General features: G+C 44.5%; 18 protein-coding genes. 1 reads left to right on the top strand and 17 read right to left on the bottom strand.

Annotation, left to right across the window (positions count from 1 at the left end):
• Positions 1–30: 30 nt before the first annotated feature.
• A complete protein-coding gene (locus ABXS85_RS17275) occupies positions 31–2,253 on the top strand; it encodes a YgiQ family radical SAM protein (protein ID WP_353667768.1) in 2,223 nt (740 codons plus the stop codon).
• Positions 2,254–2,319: 66 nt separating this feature from the next.
• Here ABXS85_RS17275 and ABXS85_RS17270 read toward each other — a convergent pair whose 3' ends face one another.
• The 17 genes from ABXS85_RS17270 to sufC form a co-directional block, all read right to left on the bottom strand.
• Positions 2,320–2,919 (bottom strand): hypothetical protein, encoded by a 600-nt coding sequence (locus ABXS85_RS17270; protein WP_353667767.1) that lies wholly within the window; start codon positions 2,917–2,919, stop codon positions 2,320–2,322.
• Between the two features lie 208 nt (positions 2,920–3,127).
• Positions 3,128–4,468: a ribosome biogenesis GTPase Der gene (der, locus tag ABXS85_RS17265; RefSeq protein WP_353667766.1), complete on the bottom strand. Its 1,341-nt coding sequence runs from the start codon at positions 4,466–4,468 to the stop codon at positions 3,128–3,130.
• 84 nt (positions 4,469–4,552) lie between these two features.
• A complete protein-coding gene (gene bamB, locus ABXS85_RS17260) occupies positions 4,553–5,686 on the bottom strand; it encodes an outer membrane protein assembly factor BamB (RefSeq protein ID WP_353667765.1) in 1,134 nt (377 codons plus the stop codon).
• 2 nt (positions 5,687–5,688) lie between these two features.
• Positions 5,689–6,330 carry a tetratricopeptide repeat protein gene (locus tag ABXS85_RS17255; RefSeq protein ID WP_353667764.1) on the bottom strand — a complete coding sequence of 214 codons (642 nt, stop codon included), beginning with the start codon at positions 6,328–6,330 and terminating at the stop codon, positions 5,689–5,691.
• A 46-nt stretch (positions 6,331–6,376) separates the two neighbouring features.
• Positions 6,377–7,660 carry a histidine--tRNA ligase gene (gene hisS, locus ABXS85_RS17250; protein ID WP_353667763.1) on the bottom strand — a complete coding sequence of 428 codons (1,284 nt, stop codon included), beginning with the start codon at positions 7,658–7,660 and terminating at the stop codon, positions 6,377–6,379.
• 9 nt (positions 7,661–7,669) lie between these two features.
• Positions 7,670–8,782 carry a flavodoxin-dependent (E)-4-hydroxy-3-methylbut-2-enyl-diphosphate synthase gene (ispG, locus tag ABXS85_RS17245; RefSeq protein WP_353667762.1) on the bottom strand — a complete coding sequence of 371 codons (1,113 nt, stop codon included), beginning with the start codon at positions 8,780–8,782 and terminating at the stop codon, positions 7,670–7,672.
• Positions 8,783–8,790: 8 nt separating this feature from the next.
• Positions 8,791–10,086 carry a RodZ domain-containing protein gene (locus tag ABXS85_RS17240; RefSeq protein WP_353667761.1) on the bottom strand — a complete coding sequence of 432 codons (1,296 nt, stop codon included), beginning with the start codon at positions 10,084–10,086 and terminating at the stop codon, positions 8,791–8,793.
• Between the two features lies 1 nt (position 10,087).
• Positions 10,088–10,783 (bottom strand): hypothetical protein, encoded by a 696-nt coding sequence (locus tag ABXS85_RS17235; RefSeq protein ID WP_353667760.1) that lies wholly within the window; start codon positions 10,781–10,783, stop codon positions 10,088–10,090.
• Positions 10,784–10,852: 69 nt separating this feature from the next.
• Complete coding sequence (rlmN, locus tag ABXS85_RS17230; RefSeq protein ID WP_353667759.1) at positions 10,853–11,968, bottom strand: 23S rRNA (adenine(2503)-C(2))-methyltransferase RlmN; 1,116 nt, start codon at positions 11,966–11,968, stop codon at positions 10,853–10,855.
• Positions 11,969–12,111: 143 nt separating this feature from the next.
• On the bottom strand, positions 12,112–12,519 hold the full coding sequence (gene ndk, locus ABXS85_RS17225) for a nucleoside-diphosphate kinase (RefSeq protein ID WP_353667758.1): 408 nt from the start codon (positions 12,517–12,519) through the stop codon (positions 12,112–12,114).
• 168 nt (positions 12,520–12,687) lie between these two features.
• The gene (locus ABXS85_RS17220; protein WP_353667757.1) at positions 12,688–13,839 is read right to left on the bottom strand and encodes an IscS subfamily cysteine desulfurase; all 1,152 of its coding nucleotides are present in this window, start codon (positions 13,837–13,839) and stop codon (positions 12,688–12,690) included.
• Positions 13,840–13,858: 19 nt separating this feature from the next.
• A complete protein-coding gene (locus ABXS85_RS17215) occupies positions 13,859–14,284 on the bottom strand; it encodes a SufE family protein (protein ID WP_353667756.1) in 426 nt (141 codons plus the stop codon).
• Positions 14,285–14,396: 112 nt separating this feature from the next.
• Positions 14,397–14,927 (bottom strand): putative Fe-S cluster assembly protein SufT, encoded by a 531-nt coding sequence (gene sufT / locus ABXS85_RS17210; protein ID WP_353667755.1) that lies wholly within the window; start codon positions 14,925–14,927, stop codon positions 14,397–14,399.
• 5 nt (positions 14,928–14,932) lie between these two features.
• Entirely contained in the window at positions 14,933–15,283 is a 351-nt protein-coding gene (locus ABXS85_RS17205; protein ID WP_353667754.1) for an iron-sulfur cluster assembly accessory protein, read from the bottom strand.
• Between the two features lie 8 nt (positions 15,284–15,291).
• On the bottom strand, positions 15,292–16,509 hold the full coding sequence (locus ABXS85_RS17200) for a SufS family cysteine desulfurase (protein WP_353667753.1): 1,218 nt from the start codon (positions 16,507–16,509) through the stop codon (positions 15,292–15,294).
• Between the two features lie 11 nt (positions 16,510–16,520).
• A complete protein-coding gene (gene sufD / locus ABXS85_RS17195) occupies positions 16,521–17,780 on the bottom strand; it encodes a Fe-S cluster assembly protein SufD (RefSeq protein ID WP_353667752.1) in 1,260 nt (419 codons plus the stop codon).
• A 3-nt stretch (positions 17,781–17,783) separates the two neighbouring features.
• Entirely contained in the window at positions 17,784–18,560 is a 777-nt protein-coding gene (gene sufC / locus ABXS85_RS17190) for a Fe-S cluster assembly ATPase SufC (RefSeq protein ID WP_353667751.1), read from the bottom strand.
• Positions 18,561–18,567 lie beyond the last annotated feature (7 nt).

Below are 18,567 nucleotides of genomic sequence, written 5' to 3'. Positions count from 1 at the left end.
TTCCTGCGATTCATCTAGCCAGAGCACATCATGATCAAACGACACAAGACAGCAAAACACTTATTTTCTTACCCAGCGTATTGGGCTGAGTGTTATGGTGTTTCCCCTTTTCTACCCACCACGCGGGAAGAAATGGATGCCCTAGGCTGGGACAGCTGTGATGTGATCATAGTCACAGGTGATGCTTATGTCGACCACCCCAGTTTTGGCATGGCGGTATTGGGTCGTTTATTAGAGTCTAAAGGTTACCGTGTTGGTATTATCGATCAGCCTAACTGGCGTAACGCGGATGACTTTATGCGTTTAGGTCGACCCAATCTGTATTTTGGTATTACCGCTGGCAACATGGATTCCATGATCAACCGTTATACCGCAGATTTGAAAGTACGTAATGATGATGCCTACACACCTTATGGCGAAGGTGGTAAACGTCCTGATCGAGCCGTCATTGTCTACTCACAACGCTGTAAAGAAGCCTTTAATGATGTGCCAGTCATGATTGGAGGGATTGAAGCCAGTTTACGTCGTATTGCTCAATACGATTATTGGAGCGACGAAGTACGTCGCTCTGTACTGATAGACTCCACCGCAGACATCTTATTGTACGGTAATGCAGAACGTGCCATGTTGGAAGTCACTCATGAGATTGCCATGGGCAAAAGCATGAAAGAACTGACCCATATTCGTGGTACCACCATAATTCGTGATACCCCACCCGGTGGTTTCACCGAAATCGATTCCACGCGTGTTGACTGGCCAGGAAAGATAGACAAAATTTACAGCCCATACGAATACATTCCTGAAGGCAAATGCCAGACCAATGAAGAATCCGATGTGATGCCAATTCGGGTCATACCAGCGCCATTACGTCGTGGCGAAAAACTGGATGCGGAAAAAACCTATATTCGCCTACCCTCTTTTGAAAAAGTGTCGAAAGACCCTGTCTTGTACGCACACACATCGCGTATTTTGCATTTAGAATCTAATCCTCATAATGCGCGAGCACTGATTCAAAAACATGGCAAAAAAGAAATCTGGGTAAATCCACCGCCGATTCCACTGGAAACAGATGAAATGGATGGGGTGTTTGATCTGCCTTACGCACGTGTTCCACACCCAAAATACAAAAAAGCCCGAATTCCGGCTTACGACATGATCAAGACCTCTATCAACATTATGCGAGGCTGTTTTGGTGGTTGTACTTTTTGCTCCATTACAGAACATGAGGGACGTGTCATCCAATCTCGTTCACATGAGTCCATCTTAAATGAGATTGAAGACATCAAAGCAAAAGTACCCGGCTTTACTGGCCATATCTCTGATCTGGGTGGCCCTACGTCAAACATGTACACCTTGAATTGTAAGGACGACGAGATTCAAGCTTCTTGTCGAAAACTATCGTGCGTCTATCCAACCATTTGCTCAAATCTGAACACAGATCATAGCCCAACGACCGAGCTGTACCGCAAAACACGAGCAATTGAAGGCATTCATACTGTCTCCATCGCCTCTGGTTTACGTTATGATTTGGCGGTGGAAGACCCTGAATACGTTCGAGAACTGGTGACTTATCACGTTGGCGGTCTATTAAAAATTGCTCCCGAGCACTCAGAAACGGAAACCCTGTCTAAGATGATGAAGCCGGGAATGGGTAGCTATGATAGATTCAAACGCATGTTTGATAAGTATTCAAAAGAAGCAGGTAAGAAGCAGCATTTAATCCCCTACTTTATCGCGGCTCATCCCGGCAGTTCAGATGAAGATATGATGAATCTTGCGGTCTGGTTGAAGACTCACGACTTTAAACCCGATCAAGTACAAACCTTCTATCCATCGCCTATGTCACTGGCAACCGCCATGTATCACTCAAGTAAAAACCCACTAAAACAAGTGACCTATAAGAGTGAAGATGTCTACACGCCAAAAGACTATGAGCAACGTCGCGTGCAAAAAGGCTTCTTGCGTTATCATGATCCAAGCAATTGGCAAGCATTAAGGGACACCTTAATCAAAATGGGACGATCCGACTTAATTGGTCATGGAGCGAACAAATTAGTCCCCCCTGCTGAACAGGATAAACGCGCACCACGCCGACCAAAAAAAGCGAAACCTGGACAAGGCACGGGCGCTTCTCACAGTTCCAATCGACCTACCATGGCGAAAAACTTAGCAAATGAAAAAGCGCGTAATAAGGCGAATAAAAATCGCCCTAAAGGAAAACTGACGGGCAAACAAAAGTCCAGAGCGCGTTAAAAAAATCCCCTAGTACAAGCTAACTATACTGGGGGATTTTCAATGTTTGAGAGGATTCTTTAAAAATTATTGATGGAGTTTACGACGATATGCCAAGGCTAATTCCACAGCAGAAATAAAAATCAGTGTATAACCCAGGGTTTCAATGCCTTCTTCTACTATGTTTTTCACAACACGCATGTAAGCATCGCCCATCACAGCTTCCCAAAATGAACCTCGTCCCATCAATCGGGAAAAGCCTAAGATAGTCACAAAACCTGCCAGAAAAGTACCGAAACTTGGATGTTTCGCGTATTCCTTTATAGAAGGGTAAATAGCTCTGAACTGCCCCCATAAGAAAATAACCACACACAGCAGTATCAATAACACCACACTTTGCCAAGCGCCATCAAACACATAGTGGTCCAATAATGAATCCGATTCTCGTACGAACATCATGGCCATTAAAGCCGCCAGCAAAGTCGACGCAATTTTAAGCACTGGGGAGCGACGAGACACGAACAAAAACAACATACAGCTCATGAAGGACATAAAATCCTGCAAGTGCTCAGTGACAGAATGCTCATTGTATTGCGCTGCGGATAAGTGTTGATAGCCTTCTATGGAAATAAGTTGCGCGACAACAGAAATCAACACTAGATAAATAAAACCACGTAAAAACAACATAATTTTCCCCACGATAGATACGCAGATACTAGTGAAAAAAATGTGAAAACTCGATAAAGCAGACTTAAATGACACTATTATTACTGCATTCATCCTTTAAATATCTGAGTTATGTAAAAAAAGAATAACTGGATAAATTAAGACCAAAAAATAAAGCCTTGCTTGGTCACCCAAGCAAGGCTTTTTCATCTTAGTCAATCTGTTAGCGCTATTTTTTCTTTGGTGCAAAGGGGTTTTCGGACGATTTAAATTCGAAAATGATAGGAGTTCCACTTACCTTAAGTACAGTACGGAACTTGTTTTCCAAGTAACGTTTGTAGCTTCCAGGTAGAGAATTAACTTGATTACCATGCACTACGATACGCGGAGGGTTTGAGCCTCCTTGGTGAGCGTAACGTAATTTAATACGTCGACTGTTCACCATGGGCGGCTGGTGTTCAGACACAGCATCTTCTAGGATTCGTGTTAAGCGATTGGTTGACCATTTTGCGTAGCAAGATTCATAAGTGGTTTCTATGGTGTCGTATAAATCCCCTACACCTGTACCATGCAAAGCCGAAATATAGTGAACTTTGGCATAAGGAACAAAACCTAAGCGACGCTCTACCTCACTCTTGATATGCTCCCTCTCGTCTTTCTGTAAGCCGTCCCATTTGTTGATGGCAATGATGACACCACGTCCTGCATCCAACACATAACCTATCATGTGTAAGTCTTGTTCGACCAAATCTTCGTGTGAATCAATGACCACAATAACCACATTAGCGTCTTGAATGGCTTGTAAGGTTTTCACAATAGAAAACTTCTCGACCGCTTCCTTTACATGTTTACGACGACGAACCCCAGCGGTATCAATTAAGGTATACTCTTTATCATGTCTTGAATAAGGAATATACACACTGTCTCGTGTGGTGCCAGGCATGTCGTATACTACCACTCGATCTTCACCAAGCATGCGGTTTACTAAGGTAGATTTTCCCACATTTGGACGTCCCACTACGCCAATGCGAATGCCTTTAGCATCCAAATCGATTTGATTTTTGGCCTCTTCCACCTGTTCGGCAAATGGTAGCATTACCCTATCAATCAGCACATGAACACCTTTACCATGAGCCGCTGCAATCGGTTGTAGTTCAGCAAAGCCTAGGGAATAAAAGTCCGCTAACGCAATGTCTTCGTTAATACCATCTGTCTTATTGACGACCAAGGTCACAGGTTTATTTGAGCGACGCAAATGATTCGCAATCATTTCATCAGCAGGATTTAAACCATGACGACCGTCAACCAAAAACAACACAGAATCGGCTTCTTCAATAGCCTGCAAAGACTGGCGTGCCATTTTTTCGTCTATACCTTGTTCATCACCACTGATACCCCCCGTATCAATGACAATAAACTCATGCCCACCCACTTTGCCATCCCCATATTTACGGTCACGGGTCAAACCAGGATAATCCGCCACCAAAGCATCACGAGAGCGTGTCAACTGATTAAACAAAGTGGATTTGCCAACATTGGGTCTACCTACCAATGCAATAACTGGTATCATTTTTTTACCTTTATAAATAACAAACGGCCACCATCCCAATCAGCGATGGCAGCCCGTTCTAAATTAAATCTCTCGATGCGCTGACTAATAGGTCAAGGCAGTGACATCTTCATCCGGTGTCAAAATAAATAAGCGCTTGTCTTTGGCGAGCATACGACTGCCTGGCGGTACATCTATTTCATTGGCAAGAGTACGCGCCACAATATTACCACTCTTCACATCGAGTAAATGAACAAAGCCGGCGCGATCCATCAAAGCGAGGTACTGGCCAAAAAACTCCGGTGTTATCAGATCACGATCCAATAGCTCTGAGTTTTGCCAAATTTCCGTACCATTTTTCGCATTCAAAGCCATCACTTTGCTCTGCATATCCACAACCACCAAAAGGTCGTCTTTCACTGCGACACCAACAGCACTGGCAATATTACGCTGCCACAATGGTCTCCCCGTGCTGAGTGACAAGGCGACCAAAGTGCCATTATACGCCACCGCGTAAACAACATTGTCTTTCACCACCAAACGACCATCCACGTCACTTAAGCGCTCAATTTCATAACGACCTTCCGGCTTACCAACCGCATAAGCCCAAACTTCTTCACCAGACTCTAGTGAGAAAGCCTTGACCTGACCATCAGCAAAACCACTGATAACCAAACCACCAGCAATGGCCGGAGCGCTGGTACCGCGAACGGTTAAGGCTGGCAAATCTGCTTTTGCACGCCAGAGGGTATTGCCGCTATCGGCTTCTAATACACTCAACCAACCATCAGCCGTTTGAACCGCCACTCTACCTGCAGCATAAGTGGCTTCCGCTAAAATTTCTGAACTGAGACTCTTTTCCCAAAGCACACTCTTATCGGACAAAGACACTGCGATCAATTGTGCATCATAAGTACCGAAGTAAATTGTGTCACCCTGCAAAGCCACGCCCGAACTGGCAGGATATTGTGTCTCAATTTTACTGATGACATCACCATCTTGTTGATTCAATACATACAAGGTGCCTTGATCCGTCACCAAATACAATTGATCGTCTTTGGCAACAAGGCTAAAACGTTCACTGGTTTCACCAAAGTCGCCATCAACTCCCGTGCGCCAATCCTTATGAAGGTCAACTTCATTAGCCAACTTGGGCAATTCTGGCAAGGGCGGGCGAGCGTTAGAACAGCCTTGTATGATAACCGCCGATAATAACAGCAGAAAAAGAGACTTTTTCATTATTAACCTTTCACTAAATCCTGAAGTTTTATATCGAGCAGAGGATGATTCACACCTGTTCCCAGTGCCTCACTGGCTTTTTCATAGGCAGTGCGTGCTTCATCGCGCATATTCTGTTGCAAGAAAATGTCACCTATGACTTCCTGCTGCTGAGCCAAGTATTCAGCTTGTGTTACTTGTTGTGCATGATCCATTGCCGCTTGATAATTACCTTGTTGCAATAACAAACGAGCAATACGCAAGTTTGCAATAGCAACAAAAGAAGCATCTTCGGTTTGTGTGGCCGCTAACTTTAGTGCCGCTATGGCCGCGTCATAATTGCCTTGCTCCACATCCACGCGAGCCAAGAACAATTGACCAAACATAGCGTAACCTGTGTCGCTATAATTCTCAGACAATTGTTGAGCAATGTAACTTACGGTTTTCTGGTTGTTTTCATCTTCTAGGTTAGCCGCCGCCTCAACCAAGTTTTGGTACAAAGCAGATGCTTCACTCAGATGATTTTCTTGATTGGTTTTCCAAGCTTGCCAACCAAAGTAGCCTGCCGCCGCAACGGCAATAACAATAACCAGCGTTGTACCGTTCTTTTTCCACCAAGCTTTAAAGGCTTCAATTTGTTCTTCTTCAGTCTTTAATTCAGACACTTTTTATTTCCTCATTAACAGCATGGCGTCTATTCCACGCTAAGCTTTATATATTTTTTAAACTCGTAACCAAATGCTCTGGTAAATTTACCAATGCAATAGCTATTTGCTCACCCGTTTTCATATCTTTCATCTGGCAAATACTTTGGTCTACTTCGTCTTGCCCCATAATCAGGGTATAACGGGCATTTGAACGATCGGCTTTTTTCATTTGGTTCTTGAAGTTTCCGCCACCACAATGACGCAATACCACCAATTCTGGATTGGCCTTTCGAATCTGTTCAGCCAACACTGTTGAAGCGATTTCAGCTTCTTCACCCAAGCTGATGATAAACACATCTGTACGGTATTGCGCTTCTTCAGGCACCAGATTTAGGGTTTCCAATAACAGGATAAGACGCTCAACACCCATGGCGAACCCCACCGCAGGTGTCGCTTTACCACCAAGCTGTTCAACCAAACCATCATAACGTCCACCTGCACAAACGGTAGCTTGTGCACCCAAATGGCTTGTCACCCATTCAAATACTGTCTTACCGTAATAATCCAAACCGCGAACCAAGCGATTATTAATCACAAAAGGCACACCATTAGCGGTCAGAATGGCTTGCAAGCGATCAAAGTGCGCTCGCGATTCTTCACCAATGAAATCATCAAGACTGGGCGCATTTTTTAAGACGTCTTGTGTCTTAGCATCTTTTGAATCCAAGATACGCAATGGATTGGTGGTCAAACGACGCTGACTGTCCTCGTCCAACTCTTCTTTGAATTCAGTTAGATAGTCAACCAAGCTGGCTTTAAAGGCTTCTCGTTCTGACGCCAAACCTATGGTATTCAACTGCAACTCAACCTGCTCTAGTAAGCCTAATTGCTGCCACAGTTTAGCGGATAAAATGATCAATTCAGCATCTATGTCTGCACTTGCCATGCCGAATGACTCCACACCAATTTGGTGGAATTGACGATAACGACCTTTCTGCGGACGCTCATAGCGAAACATAGGGCCTGTGTACCACAGACGCTGTACTTGGTTAAATAACAAACCGGCTTGATCAGCTGCACGCACACAACTGGCTGTACCCTCAGGACGCAAAGTCAAAGACTCACCATTACGATCCTCAAAGGTGTACATTTCTTTCTCAACTATATCTGTTGTTTCACCCACACCACGCTTAAACAAATCCGTATTTTCCACAATAGGAAAACGAATTTGTTGATAACCGTAAGACTTAACAACATCGGCAACTGTCTTTTCTAGATACAACCAGACAGAAGATTGATCAGGAAGGATATCATTCATCCCTCGGATCGCTTGAATTTTACGAGCCACTATGGATCCTTAACTTTTAGCAATAATGTTGGCCATTTCTTGCTCTTTAAGAATGGCCTTCTCGCGAATTTTTTTCTCTAGATCGTCCACCAATGACAGGTTTTTGGTTTTACTATCAGGCTTACCGTCTTGATAAATCAGATTGTTCGGGGTACCGCCAGTTAAACCAATATCAGCCTCTTTAGCTTCACCTGGGCCATTCACCACACAACCAATTACCGCCACATCCATTGGAATGGTGACGTCTTCTAAACGTTCTTCTAGTTCGTTCATGGTTTTAATAACATCAAAATTCTGACGTGAACAACTAGGACAAGCAATAAAGTTAATGCCACGATTACGCAATTTCAAACTGCGCAACATGTCCCAACCTACTTTAATTTCTTGCACTGGATCGGCCGCCAAAGACACACGCAAGGTATCACCTATACCATCCATCAACAATAAGCCAAGGCCAATGGAAGATTTTACCGTACCCGAACGTAAACCACCGGCCTCGGTGATACCAAGGTGGAGAGGATTATCTATCTGTGAAGCAATTTTACGGTAGGCTTCAACCGTCATGAAAATATCCGATGCTTTTAAGCTCAACTTATATTCATGGAAATCCAGTTCATCAAAATACTGAATTTGACGGAACGCAGACTCCACCAGAGCATCAGGAGTGGGTTCACCGTATTTCTTTTGCAAATCTTTCTCAAGAGAGCCAGCATTGACACCGATACGTATCGGAATATTTTTATCACGAGCGCAGTCTACAACAGAACGCACCCTATCTTTGTTACCTATATTACCCGGATTAATTCGCAAACAATCCACACCGTATTCGGCCACTTTCAAAGCAATCTTGTAGTCAAAATGAATATCTGCAACCAAGGGAACAGAAACCGCTTGGCGAATTTGCTTAAAAGCTTCTGCAGCGTCCATCGAAGGCACTGATACACGAACAATATCTGCTCCCGCTTCAGCTATGGCTCGAATCTGCGCTACCGTTGCCTCTACATCACAGGTTTCTGTGTTCGTCATACTCTGAACACTGATTGGCGCACCACCGCCAACTGGCACATCCCCAACCATAATCTGACGGGAATGGCGACGTTTTATAGGTGATTCAAAATGCATATCTTTCTCTACTTGAGCTCAAAGCGAGCCAAATCTTGGCGAACGAAAGGTGAAAAATCAAATGCTTGGCCTTTGAACTTCAATGAGGAAACCCCTCTTGAATAACCGAACACCACTCGATATGGTGCTTCGCCAGTTAAAGACAACTCGCTACCAGCCGTTTTTACACCGGAAAACAAAATCTTACCACTCGCATCACGAATCTCTGTCCAGCAATCATCATCATAGGTAATTTCAATATCATCCAAATAGAAAGCTTGTACACTTTGCTCAACAGGCGCTTCTATTTTCTCCTGCGTGGCCTTGACCACTTCATCAGGACTTATACCCTCTTGTTCAAATAACGCCACCGTTTCAGGAGACAAACCTGTTACCACATTATTCGTCTCTGGCTGATTCGTCTCTGACTGACTATTGGCAGAAACCTCTTCCACATCTGTTTGCGTTTGCTGAGTTTCCGCCTGTTGAATGCTTGCCACTGACTGCGCCTGCTCTTTAGGCTCAGTATTTTCAGGCTCCGCAACACCAGGTGTACTTTCGTTACTTTGAGTCGTTTCACTTGCTGCTTGCTGTTGTTCTACTGCAACAGGCGCATCTGCCTCACCAATAGCCTCAGCGGAATTCTGCGATGGCCACCAAAAGACGAAGAAGAGCAAGACGGCAATGATCACTACGGATATAAAGATGACGATAGGATCACCAAGGTGGGACTGTTTTTGAGCGACTTTATCAACTGGTTGAATGCTCGGCTTACCCTGAGATTGACGCTGATCGAATGCCGCTAAGATATCTTTGTTGTCGATGTCCAACAGACGGCAATAACTTTTCAAAAAGCCGCGGGCAAATGTCATGGAACGGAAAAAAGTGAAATGATTATCTTCCAGCGCTTTCACTTGGTCTATGGTGAACTTGAGTTCAGTTGCCACCTGACGCGAATCCAGACCTAATTCTTCACGTTTGGTTCTTAATGTTTCACCAATGTCTAGTATTTGATGTTCAGCTAAGGCGTCTTCATCAAGCATTTTATTGTCAAGATTATTCTCTTCTGTAATAGTAGGATCCACTTCATCTAGGATTTGAGGGTCATCTTGTTCAACTGTTATTTTTGTTTCGTTTGCATCTGTAGTCTCAGTATTTAGCGAATGTGCTGCCAAATCGGATGTTGTTTCTTCAGTGTTCGATGTCAAATTATCCACAGTGCTGTCTTGTTCAAAACTATCTTTTTCAAAACCTTCTTTTTCAAAACCTTCTTTATCAAAACTTTCTTTATCAAAAGGAGTGTCTAGTTGCTTATCAGTTGTCATGTCAATACCTTGAGCCATTGAGGCATGTAAAATCACTCGCATATGAGTACTGTGCCGCGTCATCCTCGTGTCGATTTATATACTTGGACAAACAGGTAAACTCATTAAAATGCGCCCATCCTAGAGCGATGTTGGCCTGAGCTTGGATATTATTAAAAATTATACGAGCTTTGTCATTATTACCTTGTATTAAAACAAGATTGAGCTCAGTCAGCAAACCTATAACTGGCAAATCTGCGATTTCTTTTGCTCTTACTATATGCTTCTTGGCTAAATTTACGTCTTCCTGACGTAAGGCACAGCGCGAAAGATTTATTTGTACAGATTGGCGAGGTAACAATGCCACTTGCTCAGCTTGTTGAAAAAGTTCGCAGGCTTCTTTCCAATGTTTTTTTGTTCCCAATAGCACACCATAATTATTGAGTAAAAAAGCATCCATTGGATATCTTTTTAATCCCTCTTTCGAAACCTTTTCAGCCATTTCAAAATCCTTTAGCGTTAGCCAATATAAACTGCTTAATCGCCAGTATTCCCTTAACTGATCCGCCTCTTTTATTCGCTCTAACTCCTGTTTAGCAAGTGAAAACTGACCAAGTAATAAGTGCGTCTGAATAAGTGACAAACGCTTATCTAAAGGCAAGCGGGTTGCTTGGTGAGAATATTTATCAGAACAAGCTGTTAGCCAAACCCAGAACAACAGCCAAGCCCATTTTCGTTGTGGCATAAAGACATCCTTGTCTTATCCATTTATTAACTTGAGTGTGCATTAACCAGATATTTCGCGTAACTCAATATATCTCTGACTACGGCGAGTCTTATCGTGGAAATCCCCTACCAATTGACCACAAGCGGCATCGATATCATCTCCGCGAGTGGTACGAACCGTTACAGTATAACCAGCATCAGCTAAGATTTTTTGGAAACGACGTGTGCGGTTATTGGAAGGTTTTTCGTAACCTGAATGTGGAAATGGATTAAACGGAATCAGGTTAACCTTGCATTCCAAATCTTTTAGTAATTCTACCAATTCAAGAGCCTGTTCTTCATTATCGTTCACACCTGACATCAAGGTATACTCAATGGTGATATGACGTTTATCAGGTAGATTGGCAAGATAATGCTGGCAAGCTTCCAATAACTCAGCAATGGGATATTTTCGGTTAATCGGCACCAATTCATCACGCAATGGATTATTCGGCGCATGCAATGAAATAGCCAAAGACACATCGGTACGCTTAATCAACTCATAGATTTTAGGTACCACGCCTGACGTACTCAAGGTGACTCGACGTTTTGACAGACCGTATGCATTATCGTGCATCATCAAAATCATTGCATCCACGACTGGCTCGAAGTTCATCAAAGGCTCACCCATGCCCATCATTACCACATTGGTCACACGACGCGGTCCATTAGGATCCATCGGACCAAAGGATTTTATGGCGATCCACAACTGACCAATGATTTCAGCAGGCGTCAAATTTCGGTTAAAGCCCTGCTTCCCCGTTGAACAAAAACTGCAATCCAGTGAACAACCCACTTGCGACGAAACACATAAAGTGGCGCGATCACCGTCTGGGATCAATACGGTTTCCACGCAATCATTTTTACCGCCTTCGGTACGAATGATCCATTTACGTGTCCCGTCTTTGGAAATATTCTGCGACACCACTTCCGGCGCACGAATTTCACAAATGGTCTCAAGCTTGGCACGTAACGCCTTACTGACATCCGTCATTTCATCGAAGCTTTCCGCTCCTTTCTGATGAATCCATTTCATCACCTGAGTGGCGCGAAACTTTTTCTCACCGATGGATTCGAAGAATTCAATCAGTTTAGTTGGAGATAAACCCAGTAGGTTTACTTTGTTGGTGTCAGTCATAATTCCAAATCGCTTGCCGTAATAGCATTAAGTGTAAACGAAAAAAGCCTCTGAAAAGGATTTTCTTTTCAGAAGCCTCTGTAAAAAAGCGGGCTAATGCCCGCCTTTTTAAATGCTTTGAGCAAAAAGGCTCAAGCTGTCAATTACTTACCGAAGAAGTAAGAAATTTCGCGTGCAGCAGATTCAACAGAGTCAGAACCGTGTACAGCGTTAGCATCAATAGAAGTTGCGTAGTCAGCACGCAAAGTGCCAGCAGCTGCTTCTTTAGGGTTAGTTGCACCCATTAGTTCACGATGGCGAAGAACCGCACCTTCACCTTCAAGAACAGAAACCACAACAGGACCAGATGTCATGAAAGCGACCAAATCTTTGTAGAAAGGACGCTCTTTGTGCTCAGCGTAGAAACCGCCAGCCAATTCGTCGTCTAGTTGAATCATTTTTGCTTCAACGATTTTGAAACCAGCACGCTCGAAACGAGTGTAGATTTCACCGATTACGTTTTTCGCTACCGCATCCGGCTTAATGATAGATAGAGTGCGTTCTAACGCCATGATATAACTCCAAATTTATTTTTAATGGGTGATGGCTAATTTGACGAAAACCATAAAAGCCATGACCCAGGACTTAAAAGTTTCAGCGCGTGGATTATACGCATCAATTTATGAAAATTGTATGCTCAAACTAAGATATTTTTTCGATTTCCACGCTTTTTTCTTTACTCAGGCCGCTCTTAGCGCAGTAACTGCCTTGCTAATCGTCTCGACTGCAAAGTCTACGTCTTCTTGAGTCGTAAAACGACCAACCGACAAACGTAATGAACTGTGTGCCAAATTATCCTCTAAGCCCAAAGCCCGAAGTACATAAGAAGGTTCAAGACTGGCAGAAGTACAAGCGGAACCAGAAGAGACCGCAATGTCACTCAATGACATAAGCAGCACCTCACCATCCACCTGATCAAAACCCACGTTAATCACACCTGCTACGCGTTGTTCTGCATCACCATTTAAGTGGACACCACCTATTTCCAGCAAACCTTTCCATAGACGTTCGCGTAACCCTTTAATACGCTCACAATCACTGTCCATATCTTGGGCAGCAATACGAAAAGCTTCTCCCATACCGACAATTTGGTGAGTTGCTAAAGTACCAGAGCGCATACCGCGCTCATGACCACCGCCATGAATTTGCGCTTCCAACTTAACCTTAGGTGAACGACGAACAAACAATGCGCCTATGCCTTTTGGGCCATAAGTTTTATGCGCCGTAAGTGACATAAGATCCACCTTCATCGCATTCACATCAATCGCCACTTTGCCTGTGGTTTGCGCTGCATCAACATGCAGAAATATCCCCTTTTCACGGGTCAATTGGCCAATCGCCGCAATATCCGTCAACACACCCAATTCATTATTGCCATGCATTAAGGAAACTAAAATGGTGTCTTCTTTGATCGCTGCTTGTACTTGCTCAGGCGAAATCACACCATGCACATCTGGCTGCAAGTAAGTAACCTCAAAACCCTCTTTTTCAAGCTGTTTGCAAGGATCAAGTACCGCTTTGTGCTCTATCATGGAAGTAATGATGTGACGGCCTTTTTGACGATACGCATGCGCGACACCTTTTAAAGCCAGATTATTCGCCTCTGTCGCCCCGGATGTCCAAACAATTTCTCGCGCATCAGCATTAATAAGACTCGCCACCTGCAAACGCGCTTCTTCAACCGCTTCTTCCGCGCGCCAACCATACATATGTGAGCGCGAAGCAGGGTTACCGAAATTCCCGTCTTGGGTCAGACAGGCCATCATTTTTTCAGCAACTCTTGAATCCACTGGCGTGGTGGCTGAATTGTCTAAATACACTGGAATATTCATTGAGTTTCTTTCCACTTCTTTACGCTGCCGCCTGCGCTATCCCTTGAATGCGCGTTACAATGGATCGCAAGCCATTACCGCGGGTTGGACTAAGATGACGTTCCAAATCCAACTCAGAGAAATAGTGAGCAATATCAAAATCAACAATTTCCTGTGGTGTTTTATGATCAAATGCCGCCAACACCAGCCCCAATAAGCCACGTACAATAATGGCATCACTGTCAACTGCAAAGGTCAGCACTTCCCCTCTTTCAGCATCTTGTGCATTACCCGGCTGAATCCACACACTGCTTTGACAACCTTTCACCAAACGCTCAGGTGTTCGCCACTGCTCTTCAAATTCAGGCAAGGACTTACCTAAATCAATAATGTATTTGTACTTATCTTCCCAATCATCAAAAAAAGAAAGATCATCAATAATGTCATCTGTGCTTGGTAAAGACATATACCCTCTCAACCGTGGCTGCTCAATGGCAACATTTAAAAATAAAAACGACCTTAATGATACCATTAAAGTCGTTGCTATCCTGCTCAGAAAACCGTCTTTTAGAATCGAATCAAAAAAACAAGCCGGCTTCTAATTGCGCTTCTTCACTCATCATGTCACGTGACCAAGGTGGGTCAAATACCAGATCCACTTTGACCTCTTCAACATTAGGTACCTTCTCAACTCGATACTTAACATCACTGACCAACACAGGCCCCATACCGCAACCCGGTGCCGTTAAAGTCATCTTGATCAATACCCTTTTATTCGCCTGATCCAGAGCCACGTCATAGACCAAGCCTAAAGAAACCAAACTAATCGGGATTTCAGGATCGTAAACCGTATCTAAGGCTTGCCACACTTGCTCTTCATTAATGTCAGAAGAACCTAAATCTGCAAAGCTTAAGACTTCAGCTTGCTGACCTATGGCATCGGCATCCGTACCATCAATACGTAGCATATTGCCTTGCCAAGTCACAGTATAATTGCCGCCTAAGCTTTGATTGATGCTAATAAACTGACCTTCAGGAATCACCGCGGGCTCACCGCTAGGCACACGTCGAGCAGGACAATCCCGCTGTGTCACAACCATTTTTTGCATGAAATTTAACTCACACTAAAGCTTTCGCCACAGCCACATTCAGCTACGACATTTGGATTATTAAATTTCACAACCTGGTTCACGCCTTCGCGCACCAAATCAATTTCCGTTCCTTTCAGCATGGCCATGGAATCTGCTCCCACTGCCAAAGTCACTTGTCCAAAGGTTAAAATAGTATCTTGTTCTTGTGCTTGCTCAACAATATCCAATACATAAGCAAAACCAGTACAACCGCTTTCCTTGGTACTGAGACGAATCACATTGCCCGGCAATTTCGCCAATTTTGAAGCAAAGTATTGCTCTGCTTTCGGTGTCAAAGACACACTAGAATCTGGATTAAATGTCGCAACAGTCATAAAACCTCCTACGCCAACATAGTGCGCACTTTTTTCAGGGCGGCAAACAAGGCATCCACTTCCTCTAACGTGTTATAAATCGCAAAGGATGCACGCGCCGTGCCCGGCACATTAAAACGTGCCATTAAGGGTTGAGCACAATGATCCCCTGTGCGTACCGCAATGCCTTGACGGTCCAATAAGAAACCAATGTCTGCTGGATGGCCTTGATCCAACACAAAGCTCAACACGCCAATTTTATGTTTGGCCTTACCGATAATGGTCAAACCTTCAAATTCATTCGCCAACTGAGTGGCATAATCCAACAAGGCTTTTTCATGAGCTGCAACCGCTTCCTGATCCAAGGCAGTAAACCAACGAATGGCTTCCCCCATGGCAATGGCATCGGCGACATTCGGTGTCCCTGCCTCAAAACGGTAGGGCAAGACATTCCAAGTCGCGTCTTGCAGAGTAACTGTTGCAATCATCTCGCCACCGGTGCGCCAAACTGGCCAGTCAGCTAACACAGCTTCTTTTCCCCACAATACACCTATCCCCATCGGACCATAGAGTTTATGAGCAGAGAAAACATAGAAGTCACAACCTATGGCTTGCACGTCCACCCAACCATGTGTCGCACCTTGCGCACCATCTATCAGTACCCATGCTCCCACTTGTTTGGCTTGAGCCGTCATCTGTTGCACAGGATTCACTGTACCCAGCGCGTTCGACACGTGAGGAATGGCAACGAATTTCGTCTTCTCACCAAGCATCTGTGCATAGGCAGCTTGATCAAGCTCACCCTCATCAGTGACAGGCACGGTTTTTAAGCTTGCACCTGAGGCTTTACAAGCTTGTTGCCAAGTCACCAAATTAGCATGATGATCCATGCCCGTGGCAATCACCTCGTCGCCCGGTTGCAGTAACTTTCCCAAGCCATTGGCAATAATGTTAATGCCTTCGGTGGTGCCTGTTGTCCAAATAACTTCTTCACGTTTGGGCGCATTAATGAAGTCTTTAACAATGTCCCGAGCCGCTTCAAAGCGACGCGTCGCCTCATCCGCTAATCGATGAGCACCACGGTGCACATTCGAGTTACAACTTGTGTAGTAATCCACCAAGGCATCAATCACACACTGCGGCTTTTGTGTCGTAGCCGCGTTATCAAGATAAACCAAAGGTTTACCATCAATTTCGCGCTTTAGAATAGGAAACTGTTCGCGAATGGCGGAAACATCAAAACTCATTCTTTCCTCGCTTACTTGACTTCCATTTGCGCAAAGCGCTCACGGATAACAGGTCGAATCCATTCCGCTAAGTCTTCATTCGGCATGAGATCAATTAATTCGTTAATAAAACCGAAGTTCAACATCACTTGAGCTTTGGACTTGCTCACACCACGGGTTTGCAGGTAATACAATGCCTGTTTATCAATTTCAGCGACCGTTGCACCATGTGCACAACGCACGTCATCTGCGTAGATTTCCAACTCTGGTTTAGTGTTGATTTCTGCTTTATCAGACATCAATAAATTGCGGTTATTCAATTCCGCCAAGGTCTTTTGTGCATCACGATGAATGTGAATACGACCGTTAAATACCGCACGAGCCTGATCAGCAACAATGCCTCGCACATTTTCTTCTGTGGTGCCATTTGGCATAGCATGCTCCACAGTAGCATGTAGATCAAACAGCTCTTTACCATCCAACAAGTGCATAGCATTTAGCTTGGCATCCGCGTATTCGCCAGCGTGAATGATGTCGGTATCCAAACGCGATAAATCACTACCAAATGCCACAATGGTACTGTGCATTTTGGACCTATCACTCAGCTGGAAATGACTTCCACCAATGGACAGGTTCGATCCTGTCTGCAAAGCAAAGCGGTAATGTTCCAAGCGAGCATCCGCTGCCACATCGTATTCCACGAAAGCTGTACTTAGTGTTTCACCTTGACCTTGAATGTCTTCAATAACGGCCAAGCTTGCGCCTTTTTCCAAACGCACTAAAACTCGCGTATGGGATTCCGCCCCCTTACTGACCAAAGCACTGATGCGCAACACTTGTTCGATCTTGGCGTTTTCAGCCACATTGACGATCACCACGTCCTGTGCCAGAGCATCATTGACTAAACCAAACAAATGACGCTCAGGTTTAATGCTTGAGAACGCCTGCAAAGCCTGTGCTTGCTGCGCCTTAGAAAGTTCTTGCCCTAACTGCACGGACAAACCTTCTGGTAAGTCATTGCTGGACTGTAGCGCATCAAATTGACCATTGACGAACACCAACTCAAGTGGTGTCACATTGGCAATTGTCACGGGAGTCAAATCGGCTACTGCCGACATCACTTTGGCATTAGAGCGCTCCACAGAACGCAGAGGCGTGTAACGCCAAGCTTCTGTTTTGCGCGAAGGCCATTGAGTGGTTGCAAGCAAATCAAGGGCATGGCGACGTTTTAACGCCAACCAGTCTTGCTGCTCTTGCCCACGAGCAATGGCATTTGCTAACCATTCACTCATGTCTTAGCCCTCTAATTCGTCTTCAGCTGGTGCCGTTTGCAACCAGGCATAACCTTGCGCTTCCAGCTCATGGGCCAATGAAGCGTCACCCGATTTAACAATCTTGCCATCGGACAATACGTGTACGAAATCTGGCTTAATATAGTCTAGAAGACGTTGGTAGTGAGTCACTACAATGAAACTGCGATCATCAGAACGTTGGCTGTTCACCCCTTCAGCCACCACTTGCAAGGCATCGATATCCAGACCGGAATCCGTTTCATCCAAGATGCATACTTTCGGTTTCAACAGCAGCATCTGCATGAGTTCGTTGCGTTTTTTCTCTCCACCTGAGAAGCCTTCGTTAACACCACGCTTCAAGAAAGAAACAGGAAGATTCACTTGCTTACAAGCCGCTTTTGCTTCTTTTAAGAAATCAGCAGAAGTGACAGGCTCTTCACCACGTGCTTCACGTTGTGCATCCACTGCAGCCTTAAGGAATTCCAAATTGCTCACGCCTGGGATTTCAACTGGGTATTGGAACGCCAAGAAAAGGCCTGCACGGGCACGTTCTTCTGTTTCCATTTCCAATAGATCTTCCCCATCCAAGGTAACGCTACCACTTTCAACAGAGTAGCCATCTCGTCCAGATAGCACATAGCCCATGGTACTTTTACCTGCTCCGTTTGGCCCCATAATGGCATGTACTTCACCTGGTTTGATTTCCAGATTTAAGCCCTTGATGATGTTCTTGTCTTCTACGTTGGCGTGAAGATCTTTGATCGACAATAAATTCGACATTGCTAAC

This window comes from Marinomonas sp. THO17 (genome assembly GCF_040436405.1).
GTDB lineage: Bacteria > Pseudomonadota > Gammaproteobacteria > Pseudomonadales > Marinomonadaceae > Marinomonas.
The sequence above is the reverse complement of the archived record's forward strand: the minus strand, read 5'-3'. Positions and strand labels throughout refer to the sequence as shown.

What these genes read in the sequence shown, in the direction of transcription:
- ABXS85_RS17275 (WP_353667768.1), top strand. Translation starts at nt 31, where the DNA reads ATGATCAAACGACACAAGACAGCAAAACACTTATTTTCTTACCCAGCG.
- ABXS85_RS17270 (WP_353667767.1), bottom strand. Translation starts at nt 2,919, where the DNA reads ATGTTGTTTTTACGTGGTTTTATTTATCTAGTGTTGATTTCTGTTGTC.
- der (WP_353667766.1), bottom strand. Translation starts at nt 4,468, where the DNA reads ATGATACCAGTTATTGCATTGGTAGGTAGACCCAATGTTGGCAAATCC.
- bamB (WP_353667765.1), bottom strand. Translation starts at nt 5,686, where the DNA reads ATGAAAAAGTCTCTTTTTCTGCTGTTATTATCGGCGGTTATCATACAA.
- ispG (WP_353667762.1), bottom strand. Translation starts at nt 8,782, where the DNA reads ATGCATTTTGAATCACCTATAAAACGTCGCCATTCCCGTCAGATTATG.
- ABXS85_RS17240 (WP_353667761.1), bottom strand. Translation starts at nt 10,086, where the DNA reads ATGACAACTGATAAGCAACTAGACACTCCTTTTGATAAAGAAAGTTTT.
- rlmN (WP_353667759.1), bottom strand. Translation starts at nt 11,968, where the DNA reads ATGACTGACACCAACAAAGTAAACCTACTGGGTTTATCTCCAACTAAA.
- ndk (WP_353667758.1), bottom strand. Translation starts at nt 12,519, where the DNA reads ATGGCGTTAGAACGCACTCTATCTATCATTAAGCCGGATGCGGTAGCG.
- ABXS85_RS17220 (WP_353667757.1), bottom strand. Translation starts at nt 13,839, where the DNA reads ATGAATATTCCAGTGTATTTAGACAATTCAGCCACCACGCCAGTGGAT.
- ABXS85_RS17215 (WP_353667756.1), bottom strand. Translation starts at nt 14,284, where the DNA reads ATGTCTTTACCAAGCACAGATGACATTATTGATGATCTTTCTTTTTTT.
- sufT (WP_353667755.1), bottom strand. Translation starts at nt 14,927, where the DNA reads ATGCAAAAAATGGTTGTGACACAGCGGGATTGTCCTGCTCGACGTGTG.
- ABXS85_RS17205 (WP_353667754.1), bottom strand. Translation starts at nt 15,283, where the DNA reads ATGACTGTTGCGACATTTAATCCAGATTCTAGTGTGTCTTTGACACCG.
- ABXS85_RS17200 (WP_353667753.1), bottom strand. Translation starts at nt 16,509, where the DNA reads ATGAGTTTTGATGTTTCCGCCATTCGCGAACAGTTTCCTATTCTAAAG.
- sufD (WP_353667752.1), bottom strand. Translation starts at nt 17,780, where the DNA reads ATGAGTGAATGGTTAGCAAATGCCATTGCTCGTGGGCAAGAGCAGCAA.
- sufC (WP_353667751.1), bottom strand. Translation starts at nt 18,560, where the DNA reads ATGTCGAATTTATTGTCGATCAAAGATCTTCACGCCAACGTAGAAGAC.